This window comes from Kocuria rhizophila DC2201 (assembly GCF_000010285.1).
Taxonomy (GTDB): Bacteria; Actinomycetota; Actinomycetes; order Actinomycetales; family Micrococcaceae; genus Kocuria; species Kocuria rhizophila_A.
In genome coordinates this window covers 2,193,293-2,215,459 of record NC_010617.1, presented here as the reverse complement: position 1 = coordinate 2,215,459, position 22,167 = coordinate 2,193,293, and the positions used below count along the sequence as shown (strand labels likewise).

Below are 22,167 nucleotides of genomic sequence, written 5' to 3'. Positions count from 1 at the left end.
GGCGGGCCCGTGTACCGTGGCCGGTCCGTGTGCGCTGTGAAAGAACGGGCGGCGCACGAGGCGCTGCGGCGCCGCACGAAGCGATACATTGTGCCAAACGCGCCACGGCCCGCGTGTCCGAACCCCCGTGCACCGGGGGCGGTCCGCCGACATGCGAGCGGGGCGCGGCGTGACACGTCCACGGGAGGATCAACGGCTTGGCCACGGCAAAAAAACCCACGAGTTTCTTCAAGGGCCCCATCTTCTGGATCCTGCTGGCCATTGTGGTCCTGGTTCCCGTGGGAGCGAGCTTCTTCAGCCCCACCACGTCCCGCGTGGACACCAACGTGGGCCTAGACCTGCTCGAGCAGGACAAGGTCAAAGAGGCCAAGATCTACGACGGCGAGCAGAAGGTGGAGCTCTCCCTCAAGGACGACCTCAACCAGGGTGACCGCAACCTGGGCAAGGACGTGGAGTTCTACTACGTCAAGCCCCGCGCCGAAGAGGTCGTGAAGACCATGGACCAGGCGCACCTGGAGGGCTTCACGGACCAGCCCGTGGAGAACAACTGGTTCCTGTCCCTGGTGCGCTTCCTGCTGCCCTTCCTGATCATCATGGGCATCTTCTGGTTCATCTTCTCCCGCATGCAGACCGGTGGGCAGGCCATGAAGTTCGGCCGCTCGAAGGCCAAGATGTTCAACAAGGAGAACTCAGAGGTCACGTTCGCGGACGTGGCCGGCGCGGACGAGGCCGTCCAGGAGCTCGACGAGATCAAGCAGTTCCTGGTGGAGCACGACCGCTTCACCGCGGTGGGCGCCAAGGTGCCCAAGGGTGTGCTGCTCTACGGCCCTCCCGGCACGGGCAAGACCCTGCTGGCCAAGGCCGTGGCCGGTGAGGCCGGTGTGCCGTTCTACTCCATCTCCGGCTCGGACTTCGTGGAGATGTTCGTGGGCGTGGGCGCCTCCCGCGTGCGCGACCTCTTCCAGCAGGCCAAGGAGAACGCCCCGGCCATCATCTTCGTGGACGAGATCGACGCCGTGGGCCGTCAGCGCGGCGCCGGCATGGGCGGCGGCAACGACGAGCGCGAGCAGACGCTGAACCAGCTCCTCGTGGAGATGGACGGCTTCGACGCCAACACCAACGTGATCCTGATCGCCGCGACCAACCGCCCGGACGTGCTGGACCCCGCGCTGCTGCGCCCGGGCCGCTTCGACCGCCAGATCGGCGTGGACGCCCCGGACATGAAGGGCCGCGAGCAGATCCTGCGCGTGCACGCCAAGAACAAGCCGCTCGCGCAGAACGTGGACCTCGCGTCCGTGGCCAAGCGGACCCCGGGCTTCACGGGCGCCGAGCTGGCCAACGTGATGAACGAGGCCGCACTGCTCACGGCGCGCTCCCACGCGCAGCTGATCGACGACCGCGCCGTGGACGAGGCCATCGACCGCGTGATCGCCGGTCCGCAGAAGCGCTCCCGCGTGATGAAGGAGCTGGAGCGCAAGGTCACGGCCTACCACGAGGGCGGCCACGCCCTGGTGGCGGCGGCCCTGCGCAACACGGACCCGGTCACCAAGATCACCATCCTGCCGCGCGGGCGGGCCCTGGGCTACACCATGGTGATGCCCTCGGACGACAAGTACTCCACCACCCGCAACGAGCTGCTGGACCAGATGGCCTACGCCATGGGCGGGCGCGCGGCCGAGGAAATCGTGTTCCACGACCCCTCCACCGGCGCCTCCAACGACATCCAGAAGGCCACGGACACCGCCCGGAAGATGGTCACCCAGTACGGGATGAGCGCCAAGATCGGCTCCGTGAAGATCGGCGGGGACAACTCGGACCCGTTCGTGGGCCGCGAGATGGGCTCCGGCTCCAAGGAGTACTCGGACCGCACCCTGGGCATCGTGGACGACGAGGTGCGGCTGCTGCTCGAGCAGGCCCACGACGAGGCCCACCAGATCCTGCTGCAGAACCGCCCGGTGCTGGACCGCCTGGCGCTCGAGCTGCTGGAGAAGGAGACCCTCAACGAGGCCCAGATCCGGGAGATCTTCCGGGACGTGACCCTGCGCGATGTGCGTCCCGTGTGGCAGTCCGGCGAGGAGCGCGAGATCTCGGACGTGCCCCCGGTGGTCACCGCCGCGGAGCACGAGGAGGCCCGCCGCAAGAACCTGCAGGACCCCAGCACCATGGCCCCCCAGGACCAGGCGGTGGCCGCCAAGCCGGAGCACCCTCTGGAGGTCCCGGAGCACCAGGATCCGCGCCCGGGCGGCGACGACGCCCAGTCCGGTCCCGGCGGTGGCCAGGGCGGGGTGCCCGGGCAGGAACCGGGTGGTAAGCGGGAGAACGGCTGAATGGCACCCGCGCCCGAGCAGAACGCGCCCATCCCCAGCGCTCCCGAACACGACGCCCACGAACCGGTCTCCGAACCCGTCTCCGGCTCCTTCCTCGACCACGCCGGCACCGGTGAGGTCTCCGCCGCGGTGGACCAGCCGAGGATCGCCGCCGCGGTGCGGGAGATCCTGCTGGCCGTGGGGGAGGACCCCGACCGCAACGGTCTCCGCGACACCCCGGCTCGGGTGGCCCGCGCGTACGCGGAGGTCTTCGCGGGGCTGCACGAGGATCCCGCCGAGCTGCTCGCCACGTCCTTCGACATCGGCCACTCGGAGATGGTGCTGGTGCGTGACGTGCCGTTCTACTCCACGTGCGAGCACCACCTGGTGCCGTTCCACGGGGTGGCCCACGTGGGCTACATCCCCGGCCCGGAGGGCAAGGTCACGGGCCTGTCCAAGCTCGCGCGCCTCGTGGACCTCTACGCCAAGCGCCCCCAGGTCCAGGAGCGGCTGACCACCCAGGTGGTCGAGGCGCTCGTGGCGCACCTGCACCCCGCCGGGGCGATCGTGGTGGTCGAGTGCGAGCACCTGTGCATGTCCATGCGCGGCGTGCGCAAGCCCGGCGCCAGGACGGTCACCTCCGCCGTGCGCGGGCAGCTGCGGGACCCCGCCACGCGTGCCGAGGCCATGAACCTGATCGCAGCGGGACACGGCCGGTGACCGCCGCGCACCACGCCGCCACCGGCGCCCAGGGCGGCGCACCGGGCGCTCCCCGCGCCGCCCCAGGTGCCCAGGGCCCGACAGCCGACGCCAGGGGCGCGGCCACCGGAGCCCACGACGCCGCCCGCCCCGGTTCCCGGCCGGATGCGCCGGACCGTGCGGGTGGGGACGCACCCCTCGGGTGGGGCTCGTTCGAGGGGCTGCCCACCGGGCGCACCCTGGTGATGGGGGTGCTCAACGTGACCCCCGACTCGTTCAGCGACGGCGGCCGCCACGACTCGGAGGCGGCGGCCATCGCGCACGGCCTGCGCCTCGCGGAGCAGGGAGCGGACATCGTGGACGTGGGCGGGGAGTCCACCCGTCCGCACGCGCAGCAGGTGGACCCGCGCGAGGAACGGCGCAGGGTGTTGCCGGTGATCCGGGAACTGAGCCGCCGCGGCGTCGTCGTGAGCGCGGACACGCTGAACGCGGACACGGCCCACGCCGCGATCGAGGCGGGCGCGCACATCGTCAACGACGTCTCGGGCACCGCCGTCAGTGCGGAGATGGTCGAGCTCGTGGGCGCCACCGGCGTGCCGTACGTGCTCATGCACTCGCGCGGGACCCCGCAGACCATGACCGGGCTGGCCACCTACACGGACACGGTGGCCGACGTGCTGCGGGAGCTCACCGCGGTGCGCGACCGGCTGCTCGCGGCCGGCGCGGCCCCGGAGCGCCTGGTCCTGGACCCCGGTCTGGGCTTCGCGAAGGCCGGCACGCAGGACTGGGAGCTGCTGCGGGCCCTGCCCCGGCTGCAGGCGCTGGGCCACAGGGTGCTCGTGGCGGCCTCCCGCAAACGCTTTCTCGGGGCGCTGCTGGCCGAGGACGGCGAGCCCCGCCCCGTGGACGGGCGCGACGGCGCCACCGCCGCGCTCAGCGCCCTGGCGGCGTTCGGCGGCGCCTGGGCCGTGCGCGTCCACGACGTCCCGGCCACGGTGGACGCGGTGGCCACCGCGCACGCGTGGCTGGGAATCGAACCACCCGTACTGCGACCCCGGGATGCAGGGAGCTGACGCCGCCATGACCACCGCCACACCCGACCCCGCCCACCTCGACCGCATCACCCTCACCGGGCTGGGTGCGGTGGGCTACCACGGCGTATTCGAGAAGGAGCGTCGCAGCGGGCAGCCGTTCTTCGTGGACCTCGTGCTGCACGTGGACCTGCGCCCCGCCGGTGCCACCGACGACCTCACCCGCACCGTGCACTACGGCGAGGTCGCCGAGATGGTGCGCGAGATCATCATCGGCACGCGGTTCCAGCTCATTGAGGCCCTCGCGGAGGAGATCGCCCGCAGCCTGCTGGAGCGCTTCACCCTCGTGGCCGCCCTCGAGGTCACGGTGCACAAGCCCAAGGCACCCATCGACGTCACGTTCTCGGACGTGGCCGTGAGCATCGTGCGCACCCGCGCCGCACTCGGGGCGGGTTCACGCTGATGGCCGCCCGGTGCGTCGTGGCCCTGGGCGCCAACCTGGGGGACCGGCTCGCGGTGCTGCGGCACGCGGTCCGGGACCTGGAGGCGAGCCCGGGGATCACGGTGACGGCGGCGTCGCCCGTGGTGGAGACCCGCTCCGTGGGCGGGCCGGAGGGCTCCCCGGACTACCTCAACGCCGTGGTGGAGCTGCGCTGCGAGCTCGCGCCCCTGGAGCTGCTGGAGGTGTGCCAGCGGATCGAGCAGCGCCACGGGCGCACCCGGGAGCTGAGGTGGGGCCCGCGCACCCTGGACCTGGACGTCGTGTGCGTGGAGGGTGTGCGCAGCGAGGACCCGCGGCTCGTGCTGCCGCACCCGCGCGCGGCGCAGCGGGCCTTCGTGCTGCGCCCGTGGGAGCTCATGGATCCCGCCGCGGAGCTGGACGGGGTCCCGGTCGCGCGTCTCGCGCGCGCCGCCGCGGACCTGGGGGACCTCACCGTGACCGAGCACCGGCTGCGGCCGGAGGAGGAGACGTCGTGCGCTACCTGAACCTGCTGTCCCTCGTGGCCGCCGCCGCGGTCGCCGCCGCTGTGGGGTGGAGCATCGCCCAGGTGGTCGGGGGGCGGGAGAGCCTGCTCATCCTGGCCTGGGTCAGCATCGTGGCCGAGGTGGCCGCGGGAGCGGTGGTCGCGTACCTCGGGCTGCGGCTGCGCGCCCACCGGGACCCGGAGGCCGGCCGGGGCGCCCGGAAAGACCCGGCGCGGCGCAAGCCGTACGACCCCGTGTGGGCCGTGGGCACGGCCGCCGCGGCGCAGGCCATCGCGTACTACGGCGCGCTGTGCGCCGGGTGGCACGCGGGGATCGGTGTGGACCAGCTGGCCCTGATCGGTGTCCGCTCCACCCAGCAGCCGCTGTGGCAGTGCGTGGCCCAGGTTCTCGTGGGCGTGGCCCTGGCCGTGGTGGGCTGGATCGTGGAGAAATCCTGCAGACTTCCTCCCGATGACCCGGACGCGGAGGAGGAAAGCCCGTACGGTGGGCGGCGTGACCCGTACGCCACCGGAGAGGGAGGATATGCCCGCGACCACTGACCTGAGCCCTGCGGGACTGAGCTGGCACGGGGTGTCCCCCAAGTACGTGCCGGTGCGCCTGATCGGCGCCGCGATCGGGACCGCCGCCTGGACGGCGGGCCTGGCCGTGCCCCTGGTTCTCGCGCTGCTGGGTGTGTGGGGCGGAGCCGCCTCGTGGCTGTGGATCCTGCCCGCCGCCGCCCTGGTGTGGGGGCTGGTCAACCTCGCGCTCGTGCCCCGCAGGGTGCGCGCCATCGGCTATGCGCAGGCGCCCACCGAGCTGTGGCTGCGCCGGGGCCTGTTCTTCCGCTCCGTGACCGTGGTGCCCTACGGCCGCATGCAGTACGTGGACATCAAGACCGGACCCGTGCTCAACGCCTTCGGACTGGCCACCCTGACCCTGCACACCGCGTCCGCGAGCACCGACGCCGTGCTGCCCGGACTGCCCCGGGAGGAAGCGGACCGCCTGCGCGAGCAGCTCACCCAGCGCGGTGAAGAGCTCATGGTGGGCCTGTGACGGGCCCCGAGGACGCCGTGGCCGGGGTCCCCGGCCCCGGGCAGCCGCCGCGCGGGCACCACCCCGACCGAGCGCCGTCGTCCCGAGCCGGGGCACCGCAGCGGGACTCCGGTCCCGAGGAACCCCGGGCCGAGTTCCGCCCCCAGGAACCGCAGGCAGGGCTCCGCCCCGAGGAACCGCGCGCAGAGTCCCACCCCGGAGGATCGCAGGCAGGGTCCCAGCCCGGGGCACCGGCGGTGCAGCCCCACCCCGACGAGCCCCCGCACCCCGACGAACCCCAGCGCGACGCCGAGGACGTGTGGCACCGCGTCCACCCGCTGACGCCGTTCGTGCGCAGCTGGCTGCTGCTCGTGGCCCTCGCGTGGGGCATCGGCAACACCTTCCTGGACGACGTCCTCTCCGCACTGGTCAAGCACGAGCCCCTCAACGTGGACGTGGGCGGTGCCGTGCAGCTGGTGGGCGCGGGCCTGGCCCTCGCGGTGCTGTGCGGGGTGCTGGGCCTGCTGATCGGGCTGGGACTGCTCTCGTGGTGGTTCACCCGCTACCAGATCACCGAGGAGCACGTGCGCTTCCGCAGCGGCTGGCTGTTCCGCACGCAGCGCCAGGCGCGCCTGGACAGGGTGCAGGGCATCGACATCGAGCGCCGCTTCCTGCCCCGCGTGCTGGGGCTCTCCGCCCTGAAGTTCGACGTGGCGGACGGCGGGTCCAGCGTGCTGCAGCTGTCCTACCTGGGCCGGGAGCACGCGCAGCAGCTGCGACGACAGCTGCTGGTCGCCGCGCACCGGGCGGCGGCGCAGCACGGCTCGGCGGGCACGACGCCGCCGGAGGCCTCCGCGGACCCGTCACCACGGGCTCCGACCGCGCCCGACGGTGCCCGCGCGGCGGAGGACGCGCAGGCGTCCGTGGACGGCGCGGGTCGGGTGGCGCCCTGGAGCGCGCCGACAGCCGGTGCGGCGAACTCCGCTGCGGCTGACCAGGGGGCGGCCACCCCTGGTGCGGCGGCCCCGGGTACCGGTGCTCCCGAGGCTACGGGGGCGGCCCGCGGTGGGCGCTCCCGGGACGGCGTGGACGTGCGGGTGGCCCAGAAGTACGGGCTGCTCGGCGAGCAGGACGAGCTGCGCCGCGTGTTCACGGTGCCCACCGGTCGCGTGCTGCTGGGCCTGGTGCTCTCGCCGCCGGCCGTGGTGCTGGTGGTGCTGGCGCTGGTGGCCGCGGGGCTGTCCGTGTGGTTCCCCGAGGCGCTCGTGGTGGTGCTGCCCTCGAGCCTGCCGCCGCTGCTGGGTGTGGTCTCCGGGCTGTACTCGCGGCTCGAGAAGAGCTGGGGCTTCACGCTGAGCGAGGTGCCCTCGGGAGTGCGCACCCGGGCGGGGCTGTTCAACGAACGCTCCTCCACGATCCCCACGGGCCGTGTGCAGGCGCTGGAGGTCACGGCGCCGCTGCTGTGGCGGGTCTTCGGCGGCCACCGGGTGGTGGTCGTCACCGCGGGCAAGGGCGGGACGTCGGACGCCGAGGGCCTCGGCTCCGTGGTGCTGCCGGTGGGCACGTGGGACGAGGTCCGGGAGCTGCTGGGGCTCGTGCTCCCGCTCGCGGACGCCCCCGAGGGCCTCGTGTCGGAGGGGATCACCGGGATCGGCGGTTCCGGCAGGTTCACCACGAGCCCCCGGCGGGCGCGCTGGCTGGACCCGCTCACGTGGCGGCGCACGGGTTTCGCCGTGGACGACTCCTCCCTGGTGCTGCGCTGGGGCCGGCTCGCCCGGCACGCGAGCGTGGTCCCGCACCACAAGACCCAGTCGGTGGCGCTGCGTCAGGGTCCGGTGGAGCGGCGGTTCGGGCTGAGCGGTTTCGCGGTGCACGTGACCCCCGGATCCGTCACCACGTCCGTGGCGCACCTGGACGCGGCCACCGCGCGGGAGCTGCAGTGGCGCCACGCGGAGCTCGCCCGCGCGGCGCGCGAGCGGGTGGACGGCACGGCCGCGGGTGCGCCCGCCGGAGGCACGCCCGCCCCCTGACGCCGTGCGCTACCCTGTGCGTGCCGTTGTGTCCCCTGCGAGGAGTGTTCGCGTGTCCCACCCCAGTCACCGCCCCGGCCGTCTCGGCGTGGGCGTCGTCAGCGCGGGCAGGGTGGGTGCCGTGCTCGGCGCCGCGCTGCGGGCCGCGGGCCACGCCGTCGTTGGTGTGCACGTGACCTCGGAGGCCAGCCGGGAACGGGCCGCGGCGCTGCTGCCGGACGTGCCGGTGCTGGACGTGGAGACCATCGTGGAGCGCAGCGAGCTCGTGCTACTCGCGGTGCCGGACGACCAGCTGCCCGGTCTCGTGGCCGGGCTCGCCGCCACGGGGGCGTGGCAGCCCGGCCAGCTCGTGGTCCACACCGCCGGACGCTACGGCACGGACGTCCTGGAGCCCGTGCGGGCGGCCGGGGGGATCGGTCTCGCGGTGCACCCGGCCATGACCTTCACGGGGCTCAGCCTGGACCTGCAGCGGCTGGTCGACTGCAGCTTCGGGATCACCGCGGCCGCCCCCGTGCTGCCGATCGCGCAGGCGCTCGTCGTGGAGATGGGCGCGGAGCCCGTCGTCGTCGCCGAGGCGGACCGCCCGCTCTACCACGCGGCCCTCGCCCACGGCTCCAACCACGTGATGACGGTGCTGGGGGAGTCCATGCAGCTGCTCGGCGAGATCGGTGTGGAGCACCCGGACCGCGTGCTGGGACCGCTCGTGCGGGCCACCGTGGACAACGCCCTGGCCTCCGGGGAGAACGCCCTCACGGGCCCGGTGGCCCGCGGGGACGTCGCCACCGTGGCCGCGCACGTGGCCGCACTGCGCGAGCTGGCCGGCGGCGGTGCGGGCGCCGCTCCCGGGGACCCGGCGAACGACGACGCCGCACGGCCGCCGCATACGGGCACCTCACCGGGGGGCGCCGGGCGGGAGCTGCTGGCCGGGTACCGCGCGCTGGCGCGTCAGACGGCCCGGCGCGCCGCGGCGTCGGGCAGACTGGACGCCATGAGCTACCGCGCGGTGCTGGCCGCGCTCGAGGACGAGGAGTGAGCGTGGCGGAACCCGTGGTGTGCACCACCGTGGAGCAGGTGCGCGAGGAGATCGGGGCGCGCGTGGGGCGGGGGGCCCGCTCCGTGGGACTGCTGCCCACCATGGGCGCGCTGCACCACGGCCACCTGGAGATCGCCCGCCGTGCCCGCGCGGAGAACGACCTCACTGTGGTGTCCGTGTTCGTGAACCCCCTGCAGTTCGGCCCCGGCGAGGACTTCGAGAGCTACCCGCGTCAGCTGGAGCAGGACGTCGCGCTGCTCGCCGAGGTGGGGGTGGACCTCGTCTTCGCCCCGGACGCCGCGCAGATGTACCCGGACGGAACCCCCGTGGTCACGGTGACCTCCGGTGCCGCGGGGACGCTCCTCGAGGGCGCCACCCGCCCCGGGCACTTCGACGGCGTCCTGACCGTGGTCAACAAGCTCTTCACCATCGTGGCGCCCGGCCCGCTGACCCCGTTCCGGGCGTACTTCGGGGAGAAGGACGCGCAGCAGCTGCTGCTCGTGCAGCGCATGGTGCGTGACTTCGACCACCGCGTGGAGATCCGCCCCGTGCCCATCGTGCGCTCCGGGCAGGGGCTCGCGCTGTCCTCCCGCAACCAGTACCTCTCGGAGGGCCAGGCGCGCCACGCCCTCGTGCTGCACCGCACCCTGAGCGCGCTCGCGGCGGGCGGGCTCACGCTGGAGCAGGCCAGACGGCAGGTGGCCGCGGAGCCCGAGGTGCGTCTGGACTACCTCGTGACCGTGGACCCGCGCACCCTCGGGTTCGTGGACCCGGCGCCCGGGGCCCTGGCCCTGGTGGCCGCGTGGGTGGGGCCCACGCGGCTGATCGACAACATGCGCATCTGAGCGCTACCGGTATCCTGGTCCACTGTGACCGAGCAGCCTGAGACCACCGTTCCCGCCGAGCCCGCCAGCACCGATCCGGAGCTGAGCGCCCACGAGCTCAACGACCAGATGGCCGTGCGCGCCGCCAAGCGGCAGGCCGCCGCGGACGCCGGGATGCACCCCTACCCCGTGGGTGTGCACCGCACCGCGACCCTCGCGAGCGTGCGGGCGGAGTTCGGTCACCTCGCGGACGGCGAGGAGACCGACCACGTGGTCACCGTGGCCGGTCGCGTGGTGCACGTGCGCAACACCGGCAAGCTGTGCTTCGGGACCCTCCAGGAGGGGGACGGCACCCGCCTGCAGGTCATGCTCTCCAAGGCGAATGTGGGGGACGAGGCGCTCGCACAGTGGAAGGCCCTCGTGGACCTCGGGGACTTCGTGGCCGTGACCGGGCGGGTCATCAGCTCCCGCCGGGGCGAGCTGTCCGTCATGGCGGACTCCTGGACCATGGCCTCCAAGGCCCTGCGCCCCCTGCCCACCATGCACAAGGAGCTCAACGAGGAGACCAGGGTGCGCCAGCGCTACCTGGACCTGATCGTGCGCCAGGAGGCGCGCGACGTCGTGCTCACCCGCTCCCTGATCACCCGCACCGTGCGCCGGGTCATGGAGCAGCAGGGGTACGTGGAGATCGAGACGCCCATGCTGCAGCTCGTGCACGGCGGCGCCGCGGCGCGGCCGTTCGAGACCCACCTCAACGCCTTCGACCAGGACATGACCCTGCGCATCGCCACCGAGCTCTACCTCAAGCGCGCGGTGGTGGGCGGCATCGATAAGGTCTTCGAAATCGGGCGGGTATTCCGCAACGAGGGCGTGGATTCCTCCCACAGCCCGGAATTCACCACCCTGGAGGCCTACGAGGCCTACGCGGACCAATTCGACATGGCGGACCGGATCCGGGAGATCATCCAGGAATGCGCGCGGCAGCTGGGCGTTGAGGGCATCGACACCCCGCAGGGCCGCATCGAATTGTTCGGTGAATGGCAGTGGGTGTCCGTGTACCCGGGTCTGTCCGAGGCTGTGGGGCGGGAGATCACCCCGGAAACCCCCGCGGAGCAGCTGCGCGCCGTGGCCGCCGAGCGGGACATTCCCGTGAATCCCGCGTGGGACGCCCAGAAGCTCGTCATGGAGCTCTTCGAGGAGATCGTGGAGCCCACGCTGCTCCAGCCCACCTTCGTGTACGACTATCCGCCCGCGGCCCAGCCCCTGGCGCGCCCGCACCGCGAGAAGCCCGGCGTGATCGAGGCGTGGGACCTCATCATCGGCGGCATGGAGCGCGGCACCGCGTTCTCCGAGCTCGTGGACCCCGTGGTGCAGCGGGAACGGCTCACCGAGCAGTCGCTGCTGTCCGCGGCGGGGGACCACGAGGCCATGCAGCTGGACGAGGACTTCCTGCGGGCGCTCGAGCACGGTGCCCCGCCCATGGGCGGCATGGGGCTCGGCCTGGACCGGCTCATCATGCTCTTCACCAACCTCGGCATCAGGGAGACCATTCTCTTCCCGCTGATGAAGCCCGAGTGAGACCCCTTCGCGGCGCCGCCCGCACAGCATCTGTCCAGTCCCGGAGAGGATGATCGTCGTCATGGAGTACCTGGCCGTCTTCGCGCCCTCGCTGGGCGTGGGCGTGATCTTCTACCTGGTGATGCGCTGGCTGCTGCGCGGTGACAAGACCGAGCGCACCGCACGCTCGCATGCCCAGGAGGACGCCGAGCAGTGGTACCGGGCCGTGCGCGAGCGCGAGGGCGAGAATTCGCCGTTCGGGGACCAGCAGGAAAAGCCCCGTCAGCAGAGGGGTCTCGGCCTGCGCAACTCCATTCCCATTCGTGATTCCGCAGCGGATCAGAATCCGCCGCAATAGCCCCGTGATGACAATTCACGGAGCACGTGCAATGATGGGGCCGTGAAACGGCATTGTTTCCGTTCCACGCGCGGTGAAATCCACCCCGTTATCGCTTGCCCCGCGGGGTTGTCGGCCACCCGGGGGAATGGGTGTCCGGCTCGCGTGGACACCGAATAACAGTTTCACCCCACTGCACGTGTTCGCAGGTGCGAACCCATTGGACGAAAAGGCCCGTGAGGCGTTTGGAGGATCTGACCATGGCTCAGACCGTGAAAATCATTCTGGAAGACGACATCGACGGCGGCGAGGCCCACGAGACCGTGCGCTTCGGGCTGGACGGCGGCCAGTACGAGATCGACCTGAACTCGGAGAACGCCACCAAGCTGCGCGACGCCCTGCGCCCCTACGTCTCGGCCGGGCGCCGGGCCTCCGCCAAGAACGGGCGCAGCGCGGCCACCACCACCCGCCCCAGCCGTTCCGGCAACCCCGAGACCCCCAAGATCCGCGCGTGGGCCAAGGAGCAGGGCCTGAAGGTCTCGGACCGCGGCCGCATCCACCAGGACGTGCAGGACAAGTACTACGCCGCGCACGGCAGCTGATCCCTCGGGGCGGGCAGCGGCCTCCGCGGCCGCTCGCCCGCTCCGCCCCCGGTGACCCGCCCACGGTGATCCGGGGGACCCCGGCCGGAATACGCCCTCGGACGTGTTCCGGCCGTTCTCGTTCTCGCGCCGAATGCGCGAAACCGGAATTCACGGGAATTGGCGGATCGTGGGCGGGGCAATTTCGCCGAGGGCTGGACACCGTGCGCCAGTGGCGAACAGTGCCCATGGCGGCCATGGCGGTGCCTAGCATCGTGGGCAGAGATCAATGAAGGAGTATCCATGTTCGAACGCTTCACCGACCGTGCCCGCCGGGTGGTCGTGCTGGCCCAGGAAGAGGCCAGGATGCTCAACCACAACTACATCGGCACCGAGCACCTGCTGCTCGGGCTGATCCACGAGGGGGAGGGCGTCGCCGCCAAGGCCCTCGAGTCCATGGGCGTCACCCTGAGCGCCGCCCGCGAGCAGGTCCAGGACATCATCGGCCCGGGCCAGCAGGCCCCCTCGGGCCACATCCCGTTCACGCCCCGCGCCAAGAAGGTCCTGGAGCACTCGTTGCGCGAGGCCCTGCAGCTGGGCCACAACTACATCGGCACCGAGCACATCCTGCTGGGGATCATCCGCGCCGGTGAGGGCGTGGCCTCGCAGGTGCTCGTGAAGCTGGGCGCGGACCCCGCCAAGGTGCGTGCCACGGTGCTCGAGCTGATCTCGGGCTACCAGTCCGGCAACGCCGGGGGCGAGAAGGAGGCCGCGGGCGTCGGTTCCGGCGGTCGCGCCGAGGGGACCCCCGCCGGTTCCGCCGTGCTGGACCAGTTCGGGCGCAACCTCACCGCGGCCGCGCGCGAGTCCAAGCTGGACCCCGTGATCGGGCGCTACCGCGAGATGGAGCGCGTGATGCAGGTGCTCTCGCGGCGCACCAAGAACAACCCGGTGCTGATCGGCGAGCCCGGTGTGGGAAAGACCGCCGTGGTCGAGGGCCTCGCGCAGGCGATCGTGCGCGGGGACGTCCCCGAGACCCTCAAGGACAAGCAGCTCTACACGCTGGACCTCGGTTCTCTCGTGGCGGGCTCCCGCTACCGCGGGGACTTCGAGGAGCGCCTGAAGAAGGTGCTCAAGGAGATCCGCACGCGCGGGGACATCATCCTGTTCATCGACGAGATCCACACCCTGGTGGGTGCGGGTGCCGCCGAGGGCGCGATCGACGCCGCCTCGATCCTCAAGCCCATGCTGGCCCGCGGTGAGCTGCAGACCATCGGCGCCACCACCCTGGACGAGTACCGCAAGCACATCGAGAAGGACGCCGCCCTGGAGCGGCGCTTCCAGCCCATCCAGGTGGACGAGCCCTCCGAGGCCCACGCTGTGGAGATCCTCAAGGGCCTGCGGGACAAGTACGAGGCGCACCACCGGGTGTCCATCTCGGACGAGGCCCTCGAGTCCGCCGTGAGCATGTCCGCCCGCTACGTCTCGGACCGCTTCCTGCCGGACAAGGCCATCGACCTGATCGACGAGGCCGGTGCCCGGCTGCGCATCAAGCGCATGACGGCCCCGCCGGAGATCAAGGCGCTGGACGAGAAGATCGCGGAGACCAAGACCGCCAAGGAAGCCGCGATCGACGGCCAGGACTACGAGAAGGCCGCGTCCCTGCGCGACACCGAGCAGAAGCTCATCGCCGAGCGGGACGAGAAGGACAAGGCCTGGCGCGAGGGGGACGACCAGATCTCCGAGGTCACCCCCGAGGTCATCTCGGACGTGCTCTCCGCGTCCACGGGCGTGCCCGTGTACAAGCTCTCCGAGGAGGAGTCCGGCCGGCTGCTGCACATGGAGGACGAGCTGCACAAGCGCGTCATCGGGCAGAACGAGGCCATCAAGGCCCTGTCCCGCTCCATCCGCCGCACCCGTGCGGGTCTGAAGGATCCCCGCCGTCCGGGCGGCTCGTTCATCTTCGCCGGGCCCACCGGCGTGGGCAAGACCGAGCTGGCCAAGGCGCTCGCGGAGTTCCTCTTCGGTGACGAGGACGCCCTGATCACCCTGGACATGTCCGAGTACCAGGAGAAGCACACCGTCTCCCGGCTCTTCGGTGCCCCTCCGGGCTACGTGGGCTACGAGGAGGGCGGGCAGCTGACCGAGAAGGTCCGCCGCAAGCCGTTCTCCGTGGTGCTCTTCGACGAGGTGGAGAAGGCCCACCAGGACCTGTTCAACTCCCTGCTGCAGATCCTCGAGGACGGCCGTCTGACCGACTCGCAGGGCCGCGTGGTGGACTTCAAGAACACGGTGATCATCATGACCACCAACCTGGGCACCCGGGACATCTCCCGCACGGTTCCCGTGGGCTTCCAGGCCAGCGGGGACGCCGCCACCTCCTACGACCGCATGCAGGCCAAGGTGCAGGAGGAGCTCAAGGAGCACTTCCGCCCCGAGTTCCTCAACCGCGTGGACGAGATCATCGTGTTCCCGCAGCTGAGCGAGGCCGAGATCGTGCAGATCGTGGACCTGTTCGTGGCGCGGCTGCAGCAGCGGCTGCGCGAGCAGGACATGTCCATCACGCTCACGGACGAGGCCAAGAAGCTCGTGGCCAAGAAGGGTTACGACCCCGCCATGGGCGCCCGCCCGCTGCGCCGCACCATGCAGCGCGAGATCGAGGACCAGCTCTCTGAGCGGATCCTGTTCGGTGAGATCGCCTCCGGCGAGAAGATCACCGTGGGTGTCGAGGGCGAGGGGGACGACGCCACGTTCACGTTCTCCTCGACCCCCATGTCCGAGCTGTCCGACGAGGAGATCGCGGAGATCGAGAACACTCCCACCCTCTCGGACAACGACGACAGCCAGTCCGGCAAGGACGTCCCGCGCTCACCGCACACCGGCGGTGACACGGGCGGGGGAGCGGCCCAGGCACAGGCCTGAGCCGGCACCCCCTGGGGCCGAGCGCCCAGGGCGAGCGGGCGGCGTCGTGAACTTCGGTTCGCGACGCCGCCCGCTCGCGTCCCGGGGGCCGGGCCGGCCCGCGTACAGTCGTGGCCATGACCGAGATCCGCATCCGCCCAGCCCGCACGTCGGACGTCCACGGGATCAAGGAGCTCGTGGCGCCCATGGCCACGGAGCGCATCCTGATCACCAAGGACACCGTCACCTACTACGAGAGCATCCAGGAGTTCGTGGTCGCGGAGGACGAGTCCGGGACGCTGGTGGGCTGCGGGGCGCTGCACGTGATGTGGGAGGACCTCGCGGAGGTGAGGACGCTCGCCACGTCACCGGCGGCACGGGGGCACGGTGTGGGCGGGCGGATGCTGCGCGAGTTGCTGTCCCGTGCCGAACGGCTCGGGGCGAGCCGGGTCTTCTGCCTCACGTTCGAGGTGGGGTTCTTCGCCGCCCACGGGTTCGAGGTCATGGCCAACCAGGAGACCATCCCCGCGGAGGTGTTCGCGGAGCTGCTGCGCTCGCACGACGAGGGCGTCGCGGAGTTCCTCGACCTCGCGCGGGTGAAGCCCAACACGCTGGGCAACACGCGCATGATCCGCCAGCTCACCCCGGAAGGCTGACCCCGGCGTCGTCCGCGGCAGCCAGCCCGTCGGCCAGCAGACCGGTCAGGGCACGACGGCGCTGCTCCGGCGGGGCGGGCAGCCGCCACAGGGCGGTCAGCTCCGCGACCACCACGGCGGGAGGTGCGCCGTGGCCCTGCGCGAGAGCCTCCGATCCCGTCAGGTCCGTGAGCAGCAGCGGCTCGGGCACGGGGTCCACGGCCGAGCGCAGCACGGCCATGATGGCCCCCCTGACCTGCCGGTCCGTGCCGTGCCACGCCTGGCCCCGCGGGGTCTCCTCCGGGGGCGGACTGCCCGCGGCCAGCCACGCGCACGAGTCCCGCACGGGGCACTCGCCGCAGCGCGGGGAGCGGGCCATGCACACGAGGGCGCCCAGTTCCATGACGGCCTGGTTCCACGCCACGGACCCGGCCACGTCCTCGGGGAGCAGAGAGTCCGCCAGCGCCGTCTCCGCGGCCGTGAGGGACCGGGCGGGCAGCGCCCGGCCGGAGAAGAGCCTGGCCTCGACCCTGCGGATGTTGGTGTCCACCACGGTGTGGCGCTGCCCGAACGCGAACACCGCCACGGCGGCGGCCGTGTAGGCCCCGATCCCCGGCAGCGCGAGCAGCTCGGCGTGGTCTCGGGGCACGCGCCCACCGTGCTCGTCCCGGATGCACTGGGCGGCGGCATGCAGCCGCAGGGCGCGCCGCGGGTACCCCAGCCGGCCCCACTCTCGCACCACGTCCGCCGGGGAGGCCGCGGCCAGGTCGGACGGCGTGGGCCAGCGCTGCAGCCACCGCTGCCACACCGGAAGCACCCGCACCACGGGTGTCTGCTGGAGCATGATCTCGCTGACCAGCACACCCCACGGGGTGCGCTGCGGTGCTCGCCACGGGAGGTCCCGGGCGCTGCCGCGGTACCACTCGACCACGGCGCGGCGGACGTCCTCGACCGGGGCTCCGGCGGGGGATTCGGCATTCGGGTTCATCACCGACCACGGTAGCCTGGAGACCATGGCTTCCCACGGTTCCGAGCGGCACGATCCCCCCACGCACCACACCCCGGACGAGGACACCGAGGCCAGACTTCCCGACCACGTCTACCGCCGACGCCGCCTGGTGGCGCTGGCCGTCATCGTGCTGGTGCTGCTCGTGATCGTGTGGGCGGTGGGTGCCGGGATCCGGGCGGTCACCGGCGGCGGGGAGGGCTCCACCGCGGATCAGGATGCCGCGCCGGCGCCGTCCGCCACGGCCCGGGCCAGCGCGGATCCCGCAAAGAAGTTCGACGACTTCACCCCCCGCCCGTCACCCTCCGGTTCCGCGTCGGGCGGGAGCTCCGCGAGCCCGAGCCCCAGCGCCTCCGCGGTGCCCGAGTGCACCGACAAGCTCTCCGTCACGGCGGGCACGGACAAGGAGAGCTACGCGGGCAAGGAGCAGCCGGCGCTCACCATGACCCTGGAGAACACCGGGGACCAGCCCTGCACGGTCAATGCGGGGAGCAAGCGCATGGCCTTCGTGGTGACCTCCGGCTCCGACACCGTCTTCGACTCCCGCCACTGCGCCGCGGGGGGCGAGGACCGCACCGTGACCCTCAACGCCGGCCAGAAGGAGAGCGCCAAGCTGAGCTGGAACCGCGTCCGCACGGCGGAGGGGTGCCCGGCAGGCCAGCCCGAGGCGCTCGCCGGGTACTACAACCTGGCCGTCTCCCTCGGGGACACCGCCAGCCAGCAGGCGGCTTTCGTACTGAAGTGACGGGGCTCGGTCGTGGTGTCCGCCCCGGGCGGGCGGTGGGACCGTGGCCGCGTGACGGAGGGTGGTTGTCCGCGTGGGGTGCGCCCGGACGGCCCGCTCCGGGAACCGGCTCGCGGTGCCGCCCTGCGGTGCTCGCCCGCGGGCTGACCCACGGTGCTGACCCGCGGGCTGAATTGCGGTGCCGGCCCGTGGGCTGACCTGCGGTGGCCGTGGCCCGAAGCGGCGTCACGGCGACGACGAACGGTGGGCCGCTGCGCAATGGCGTGCGCCCGGGCTCAGCACCTCACATGAAGCGGTCGAGCAGGCTCGTCTCCGCCATCCGGGACAGCGACTCCCGCACGGTGCGGGCCCGCTGCTCGCCGATCCCCTCGACGGACATGAGGTCCTCCAGGTTGGCCGCCATGAGGGACTGCAGACCGTCGAACTGCGCAACGAGACGCTTGGCCACCGCACCGGGCATGGACTTGATGCCCTCGAGCAGCCGGTAGCCGTGGGGGTGCAGATCCGTCTCCAGATTTCCCTGCGGGCCGGTGAGGCCGGCTGCCGCCGCGACCCTCTGCAGGTCGATCAGCTCCGCCGGTGACAGCTGTGAGAGCGCCTCCAGCGACGCCTCCACGGCCGCGCTGTCTGTGGCCTCCGGGAGGTAGTCGCGCAGCACCACGTCCGGGCCCGGGCCGGTGCCCGCGGTGAGCTCCTCCAGCTGCAGCGAGATCAGGCGGCCGTCCGCCCCGAGCTCCAGCACGTACCAGCTGATCTCCTCCGAGATCCGCCGCACCATCTCCATGCGCTGCAGGGTGAGGGCCACGTCCCGGGCGGTCACCGCGGCCTCGATCTCCAGCGCGGAGAGGCTGCCGAGCACCTGCTCGAGCCTGTTGCTGTAGTGCTCCAGGGTCTGCAGGGCCTGGTTTGCCCGGGCCATGATCGCCTGGGAGCCTTCGATGGCGTAGCGGTGCTCGTCCTTGTAGATGGTGATCACGCTCATGGACGCGCTCACCGAGATCACGGGCACACCGGTCTGCTTAGCCGTGCGCTCCGCGGAGCGGTGCCGCGTGCCCGACTCCTGGGTGGTGATGGCGGCATCCGGCATGAGCTGGACGCCCGCCTTGAGGATCCGGGTGGCGTCCCGGTCGCACACGATCGCACCGTCCATCTTGGCGAGCTCGCGCAGCTTGGTGGGGGTGAACCCGGTGTCGATGTCGAAGCCCCCGGAGCACAGGGACTCCACCGAGCGGTCGAATCCCAGCACGATCAGCGCGCCGGTGCGGCCTCGCAGGATGCGCTCCAGCCCGGTGCGCAGCTCCGTGCCGGGAGCCACTCTGGCGAGGGTCTTGCGCAGGGCGGATTCACGAGTTTTCACCACGGCCTCATTCTAGAGCGGCACCGACGGCGCTCATCCGGCGCGCACGCACTCAGCCGGCACGGCGAGCAGTCGCCCGGCACGACGAGGGCTCGCGCGGATTGCGGGCGCCTGTCAGCCCCGGGGGGGGCTCACCCGGTCCGTGAACGCACACCCGCCCCGCCAGCGTTCAGCCGCGGCCATGGGCGCTGGTTCGATCTACCCGCGCTCACGCGGACCGTGGTCGCTCTCAGACCCCGCCCGCGCTGGACCGCCGCCATGAGTGCTTGCTCGACCCGCCCGTGCTCACCCGGCGCGCGCCGGGAACAGAAGCTCCATGGCCTCGTTCACAGTGGTGACCTCGCGCACCGAGAACCCCGGGGGGATGCTTCCGGGGCCGCTGGGGGAGGCGGGGACCACGGCGTGGGTGAACCCGAGGCGGGCGACCTCCTGGATCCGCCGGTTGATCTCGGGGACGGGCCGGACCTCCCCCGCGAGCCCGATCTCCCCGAAGCACACGAGGCGCTGGGGGAGGGGACGGTCCTGTGCGGCCGAGGCCAGGGCCATGCACACCGCGAGGTCCGTGGCGGGTTCGCTCAGCCGCACCCCGCCCACCGTGGAGACGTAGCAGTCCATGGCGGCCAGGCCCACTCCCGCGCGGCGCTGCAGCACCGCGAGCAGCATGGCCACACGGGAGCCGTCCAGCCCGGAGGTGGCCCGGCGCGGCTGCGCGGTGCTGGACTTGTCGAGCAGCGCCTGGACCTCGGCCAGCAGCGGACGCCTGCCCTCCACCGTGACGCTCAGGCACGTCCCCGCCACGGGCACGGGCGTGCGGGAGACGAACAGCCCGGACGGGTCCGAGACCGAGCGGATCCCGTTCTCCTCGAGGTCGAAGCACCCCACCTCGTCCGTGGGGCCGAAGCGGTTCTTGACGGCGCGCAGCAGGCGGATCCGGGAGTGCTTGTCCCCCTCGAACTGGCACACCACGTCCACCAGGTGCTCGAGCAGCCGGGGCCCCGCGATGGAGCCCTCCTTGGTCACGTGGCCCACGAGCAGCGTGGTCATGTTCCGGGTCTTGGCCGCGTGGATCAGACTGGCCGCGACCTCGCGCACCTGGCTCACCCCGCCGGCCGACCCCTCGATCTCCGGGCTCGCGAGCGTCTGCACCGAGTCCACGACCAGCAGATCCGGGTCCAGGGCCGCCACCTGGGCCAGGGCCACGGAGAGGTCCGTCTCCGCCGTGAGGTACAGGGTGTCCGAGAGCGCGTCGATGCGCTCCGCCCGCAGCTTGACCTGGGCGGCGGACTCCTCGCCGGTGACGTACAGGACTGTGCGCGGTGCGCCGTCGTCCGCGCCCGGTGTGGTGGCGGGACCGCGGGCCACCTTGGCGGCGGCGTCGAGCAGCAGGGTGGACTTGCCCACCCCCGGCTCACCGGCGAGCAGGATGACAGCGCCCGGCACCAGTCCGCCGCCCAGCACCCGGTCCAGTTCCGGGACGTTCGTGGGCGTGAACCGCGCCAGGGCGGAGTCCACGGCGGCAATGGGCTGCGCAGGGGTGGCCACGCTGGCCGCCGCCCGCGTGCGGCCGTGCTCCTGGTCCGTGCCCATCTCCTGCACGGTGCCCCACGCCTGGCACTGCCCGCACCGGCCCACCCACTTGGCCGTGGTCCAGCCGCACTCGGTGCAGCGGTAGCTCGTGGACTGCTTGCGGGTCTTGGTGGCCATGGCCCCACCGTAGGATCCCGGTCCGACGCGCATAAGCCGCCCGGGGCCCGGTTCCGAGGGTCAGCGGCGTTCGAGCGGCGGAAGGTGCCGCGTGGCGCTCTCGTGGGAGACTCCCGCGGCCTCGAGGAGGTCCACGACCATGGGCCGCAGCATCAGCACGAGCGCCTCGCCCTCCATGGTGCGGATGCCCATGGCGCCCGGCTCGAGGCGCTCCGCCACGGAGAAGAGCTCGTTGCGGGTCTGGCGCAGGTAGCTCTCCCGGCTCTGGGCGTGGCTCTCGCGCAGGGCGTGGCCGTAGCTCAGGACGGCGTCGGAGAGGTCGGCGAGGGCCTCGGAGAGGGAGGTCACGGCGTCGTCGGCGAGCGTGACCCGGTTGAGCACCGAGGCGAGCCGGCGCGCGAACACCCGCGAGTTGCGCACCGCGAGGTCCAGGTACCGGATGCTCTCGCTGAGCTCGTCGATCTCCCGGCGGTAGCGGCGGTACAGGGGGGAGGCGTGGGCGATCTCCCGGGACCCGGTGAGCCCGGTGCGGACGGAGTCCACGAGCGGCTGGGTCTGCCGACCCCGCACCAGGGCGTGCCACGCGAGCCGGGAATCGGTGTCCGCCACGGCCCGGGAGCAGTCGTTGAGCATCTGGGTGAACTCGGTGATCAGGGCGCTGAGGTCCTGCCGCGGCTCCCGGCGGGGGTCCTGGGGCACCACGTAGGCCAGCAGCAGGGCGCACAGGCACCCGACCACGGCGTCCAGGGACCGTCCGAAGACCCCGTCCTGGGAGGGCGGCAGCAGCACCACCAGCACGGACTGCAGGCCCATCTGGGTGGTGAAGATCGCCCCGTTGTCCAGGAACCGGGCCAGCAGCAGGGACACCAGCAGCACCACGGCCGCCTGCCAATCACCGGGGCCCAGCACGTGGATCAGCAGGTCACCCATGACGATGCCGAGCGTGCAGCCGATCGAGACCTCCAGCACGCGCCGGTAGCGCAGCCCGCCCTTGGCGTAGCCCAGGGACACGAGCGCGGCGGTGGCCGCGAAGATGGGCCCGTGGTGTCCCAGCAGCCGCTCGGCGATCACGTAGGCGCCCACCGCGGCCACGGTCATCTGCACGGCCTGGAACAGCCCGGACGTCATGCGTGCCCAGCCGGTGCGGCTGCGGTGCTCCACGTGCTCGAGCACACGGCGGGACCGGGAGCGGGGGTGAGCTGCTTCCGAGGACGCCATGAGGCCATCCTAGATCCGGGACGGACAGCGCCCGGCCGGAGGCCCCAGCGCGGCGCGCGGTGGCAGGTGTTAATCGTCCGTTCACCTTCCCGGCCGAATCTGGCAACATCCACTACCTACCGTGATCGCGTGCGCGCTGCGATCGCAGCGGCGACGGGCGTCGGGCTGCGACGTCACCCACCCCGCCGGACTTGCCGGTACA

Annotated in this window: 20 protein-coding genes; 16 read left to right on the top strand and 4 right to left on the bottom strand. The window is 72.2% G+C overall.

Translation table 11 applies throughout. The features are described from left to right. Positions 1-197 precede the first annotated feature (197 nt). From ftsH to KRH_RS09470, 15 genes are all read left to right on the top strand, one after another. Entirely contained in the window at positions 198-2,327 is a 2,130-nt protein-coding gene (gene ftsH / locus KRH_RS09540) for an ATP-dependent zinc metalloprotease FtsH (RefSeq protein WP_012398996.1), read from the top strand. Continuing rightward, on the top strand, positions 2,328-3,026 hold the full coding sequence (gene folE, locus KRH_RS09535; protein ID WP_012398995.1) for a GTP cyclohydrolase I FolE: 699 nt from the start codon (positions 2,328-2,330) through the stop codon (positions 3,024-3,026). Next, complete coding sequence (folP, locus tag KRH_RS09530) at positions 3,023-4,078, top strand: dihydropteroate synthase (RefSeq protein ID WP_012398994.1); 1,056 nt, start codon at positions 3,023-3,025, stop codon at positions 4,076-4,078. The genes folE and folP overlap by 4 nt, the downstream gene beginning before the upstream one ends. A gap of 7 nt (positions 4,079-4,085) precedes the next feature. Then, entirely contained in the window at positions 4,086-4,499 is a 414-nt protein-coding gene (folB, locus tag KRH_RS09525) for a dihydroneopterin aldolase (RefSeq protein WP_012398993.1), read from the top strand. Continuing rightward, on the top strand, positions 4,499-5,023 hold the full coding sequence (folK, locus tag KRH_RS09520) for a 2-amino-4-hydroxy-6-hydroxymethyldihydropteridine diphosphokinase (protein WP_012398992.1): 525 nt from the start codon (positions 4,499-4,501) through the stop codon (positions 5,021-5,023). Before folB ends, folK begins: the two co-directional genes overlap by 1 nt. Further along, entirely contained in the window at positions 5,011-5,562 is a 552-nt protein-coding gene (locus KRH_RS09515; RefSeq protein WP_012398991.1) for a DUF3180 family protein, read from the top strand. The genes folK and KRH_RS09515 overlap by 13 nt, the downstream gene beginning before the upstream one ends. Then, positions 5,546-6,058 carry a PH domain-containing protein gene (locus KRH_RS09510; RefSeq protein WP_041297413.1) on the top strand — a complete coding sequence of 171 codons (513 nt, stop codon included), beginning with the start codon at positions 5,546-5,548 and terminating at the stop codon, positions 6,056-6,058. The genes KRH_RS09515 and KRH_RS09510 overlap by 17 nt, the downstream gene beginning before the upstream one ends. After that, on the top strand, positions 6,055-8,067 hold the full coding sequence (locus KRH_RS09505) for a PH domain-containing protein (protein WP_012398989.1): 2,013 nt from the start codon (positions 6,055-6,057) through the stop codon (positions 8,065-8,067). Before KRH_RS09510 ends, KRH_RS09505 begins: the two co-directional genes overlap by 4 nt. A gap of 52 nt (positions 8,068-8,119) precedes the next feature. Next, positions 8,120-9,100, top strand: coding sequence for a Rossmann-like and DUF2520 domain-containing protein (locus KRH_RS09500; RefSeq protein ID WP_012398988.1), 981 nt, complete (start codon positions 8,120-8,122; stop codon positions 9,098-9,100). A 2-nt stretch (positions 9,101-9,102) separates the two neighbouring features. After that, entirely contained in the window at positions 9,103-9,945 is an 843-nt protein-coding gene (gene panC / locus KRH_RS09495; protein WP_012398987.1) for a pantoate--beta-alanine ligase, read from the top strand. A gap of 24 nt (positions 9,946-9,969) precedes the next feature. After that, positions 9,970-11,502 (top strand): lysine--tRNA ligase, encoded by a 1,533-nt coding sequence (lysS, locus tag KRH_RS09490; protein WP_012398986.1) that lies wholly within the window; start codon positions 9,970-9,972, stop codon positions 11,500-11,502. 49 nt (positions 11,503-11,551) lie between these two features. Next, on the top strand, positions 11,552-11,839 hold the full coding sequence (locus tag KRH_RS09485) for a hypothetical protein (protein ID WP_012398985.1): 288 nt from the start codon (positions 11,552-11,554) through the stop codon (positions 11,837-11,839). Between the two features lie 239 nt (positions 11,840-12,078). Next, positions 12,079-12,420: a histone-like nucleoid-structuring protein Lsr2 gene (locus KRH_RS09480; RefSeq protein WP_012398984.1), complete on the top strand. Its 342-nt coding sequence runs from the start codon at positions 12,079-12,081 to the stop codon at positions 12,418-12,420. A 282-nt stretch (positions 12,421-12,702) separates the two neighbouring features. Then, positions 12,703-15,321 (top strand): ATP-dependent Clp protease ATP-binding subunit, encoded by a 2,619-nt coding sequence (locus KRH_RS09475; RefSeq protein ID WP_012398983.1) that lies wholly within the window; start codon positions 12,703-12,705, stop codon positions 15,319-15,321. A 116-nt stretch (positions 15,322-15,437) separates the two neighbouring features. Beyond that, the gene (locus KRH_RS09470; protein WP_172599352.1) at positions 15,438-15,956 is read left to right on the top strand and encodes an amino-acid N-acetyltransferase; all 519 of its coding nucleotides are present in this window, start codon (positions 15,438-15,440) and stop codon (positions 15,954-15,956) included. Here KRH_RS09470 and KRH_RS09465 read toward each other — a convergent pair. Beyond that, positions 15,940-16,923 (bottom strand): A/G-specific adenine glycosylase, encoded by a 984-nt coding sequence (locus KRH_RS09465; RefSeq protein WP_041297412.1) that lies wholly within the window; start codon positions 16,921-16,923, stop codon positions 15,940-15,942. The genes KRH_RS09470 and KRH_RS09465 overlap by 17 nt on opposite strands. Before the next feature lie 25 nt (positions 16,924-16,948). On the opposite strand from KRH_RS09465, the gene KRH_RS09460 reads away from it, so the two are divergent. Continuing rightward, positions 16,949-17,686, top strand: a complete 738-nt coding sequence (locus KRH_RS09460; RefSeq protein ID WP_012398980.1) for a DUF4232 domain-containing protein — start codon at positions 16,949-16,951, stop codon at positions 17,684-17,686. Between the two features lie 283 nt (positions 17,687-17,969). On the opposite strand, the gene disA is transcribed toward KRH_RS09460, so the two are convergent. The 3 genes from disA to KRH_RS09445 form a co-directional block, all read right to left on the bottom strand. Then, a complete protein-coding gene (gene disA / locus KRH_RS09455; RefSeq protein WP_041297411.1) occupies positions 17,970-19,046 on the bottom strand; it encodes a DNA integrity scanning diadenylate cyclase DisA in 1,077 nt (358 codons plus the stop codon). 282 nt (positions 19,047-19,328) lie between these two features. Further along, the gene (gene radA, locus KRH_RS09450; RefSeq protein ID WP_012398978.1) at positions 19,329-20,747 is read right to left on the bottom strand and encodes a DNA repair protein RadA; all 1,419 of its coding nucleotides are present in this window, start codon (positions 20,745-20,747) and stop codon (positions 19,329-19,331) included. 60 nt (positions 20,748-20,807) lie between these two features. Next, entirely contained in the window at positions 20,808-21,965 is a 1,158-nt protein-coding gene (locus KRH_RS09445) for an FUSC family protein (protein WP_012398977.1), read from the bottom strand. Positions 21,966-22,167 lie beyond the last annotated feature (202 nt).

Bases quoted from the DNA above. Each gene is read 5' to 3' on its own strand.
- KRH_RS09470 (WP_172599352.1), top strand. From the start codon at position 15,438: ATGACCGAGATCCGCATCCGCCCAGCCCGCACGTCGGACGTCCACGGG.
- KRH_RS09465 (WP_041297412.1), bottom strand. From the start codon at position 16,923: ATGAACCCGAATGCCGAATCCCCCGCCGGAGCCCCGGTCGAGGACGTC.
- KRH_RS09460 (WP_012398980.1), top strand. From the start codon at position 16,949: ATGGCTTCCCACGGTTCCGAGCGGCACGATCCCCCCACGCACCACACC.
- folE (WP_012398995.1), top strand. From the start codon at position 2,328: ATGGCACCCGCGCCCGAGCAGAACGCGCCCATCCCCAGCGCTCCCGAA.
- KRH_RS09445 (WP_012398977.1), bottom strand. From the start codon at position 21,965: ATGGCGTCCTCGGAAGCAGCTCACCCCCGCTCCCGGTCCCGCCGTGTG.
- folB (WP_012398993.1), top strand. From the start codon at position 4,086: ATGACCACCGCCACACCCGACCCCGCCCACCTCGACCGCATCACCCTC.
- KRH_RS09485 (WP_012398985.1), top strand. From the start codon at position 11,552: ATGATCGTCGTCATGGAGTACCTGGCCGTCTTCGCGCCCTCGCTGGGC.
- KRH_RS09475 (WP_012398983.1), top strand. From the start codon at position 12,703: ATGTTCGAACGCTTCACCGACCGTGCCCGCCGGGTGGTCGTGCTGGCC.
- KRH_RS09510 (WP_041297413.1), top strand. From the start codon at position 5,546: ATGCCCGCGACCACTGACCTGAGCCCTGCGGGACTGAGCTGGCACGGG.
- folK (WP_012398992.1), top strand. From the start codon at position 4,499: ATGGCCGCCCGGTGCGTCGTGGCCCTGGGCGCCAACCTGGGGGACCGG.
- radA (WP_012398978.1), bottom strand. From the start codon at position 20,747: ATGGCCACCAAGACCCGCAAGCAGTCCACGAGCTACCGCTGCACCGAG.
- KRH_RS09480 (WP_012398984.1), top strand. From the start codon at position 12,079: ATGGCTCAGACCGTGAAAATCATTCTGGAAGACGACATCGACGGCGGC.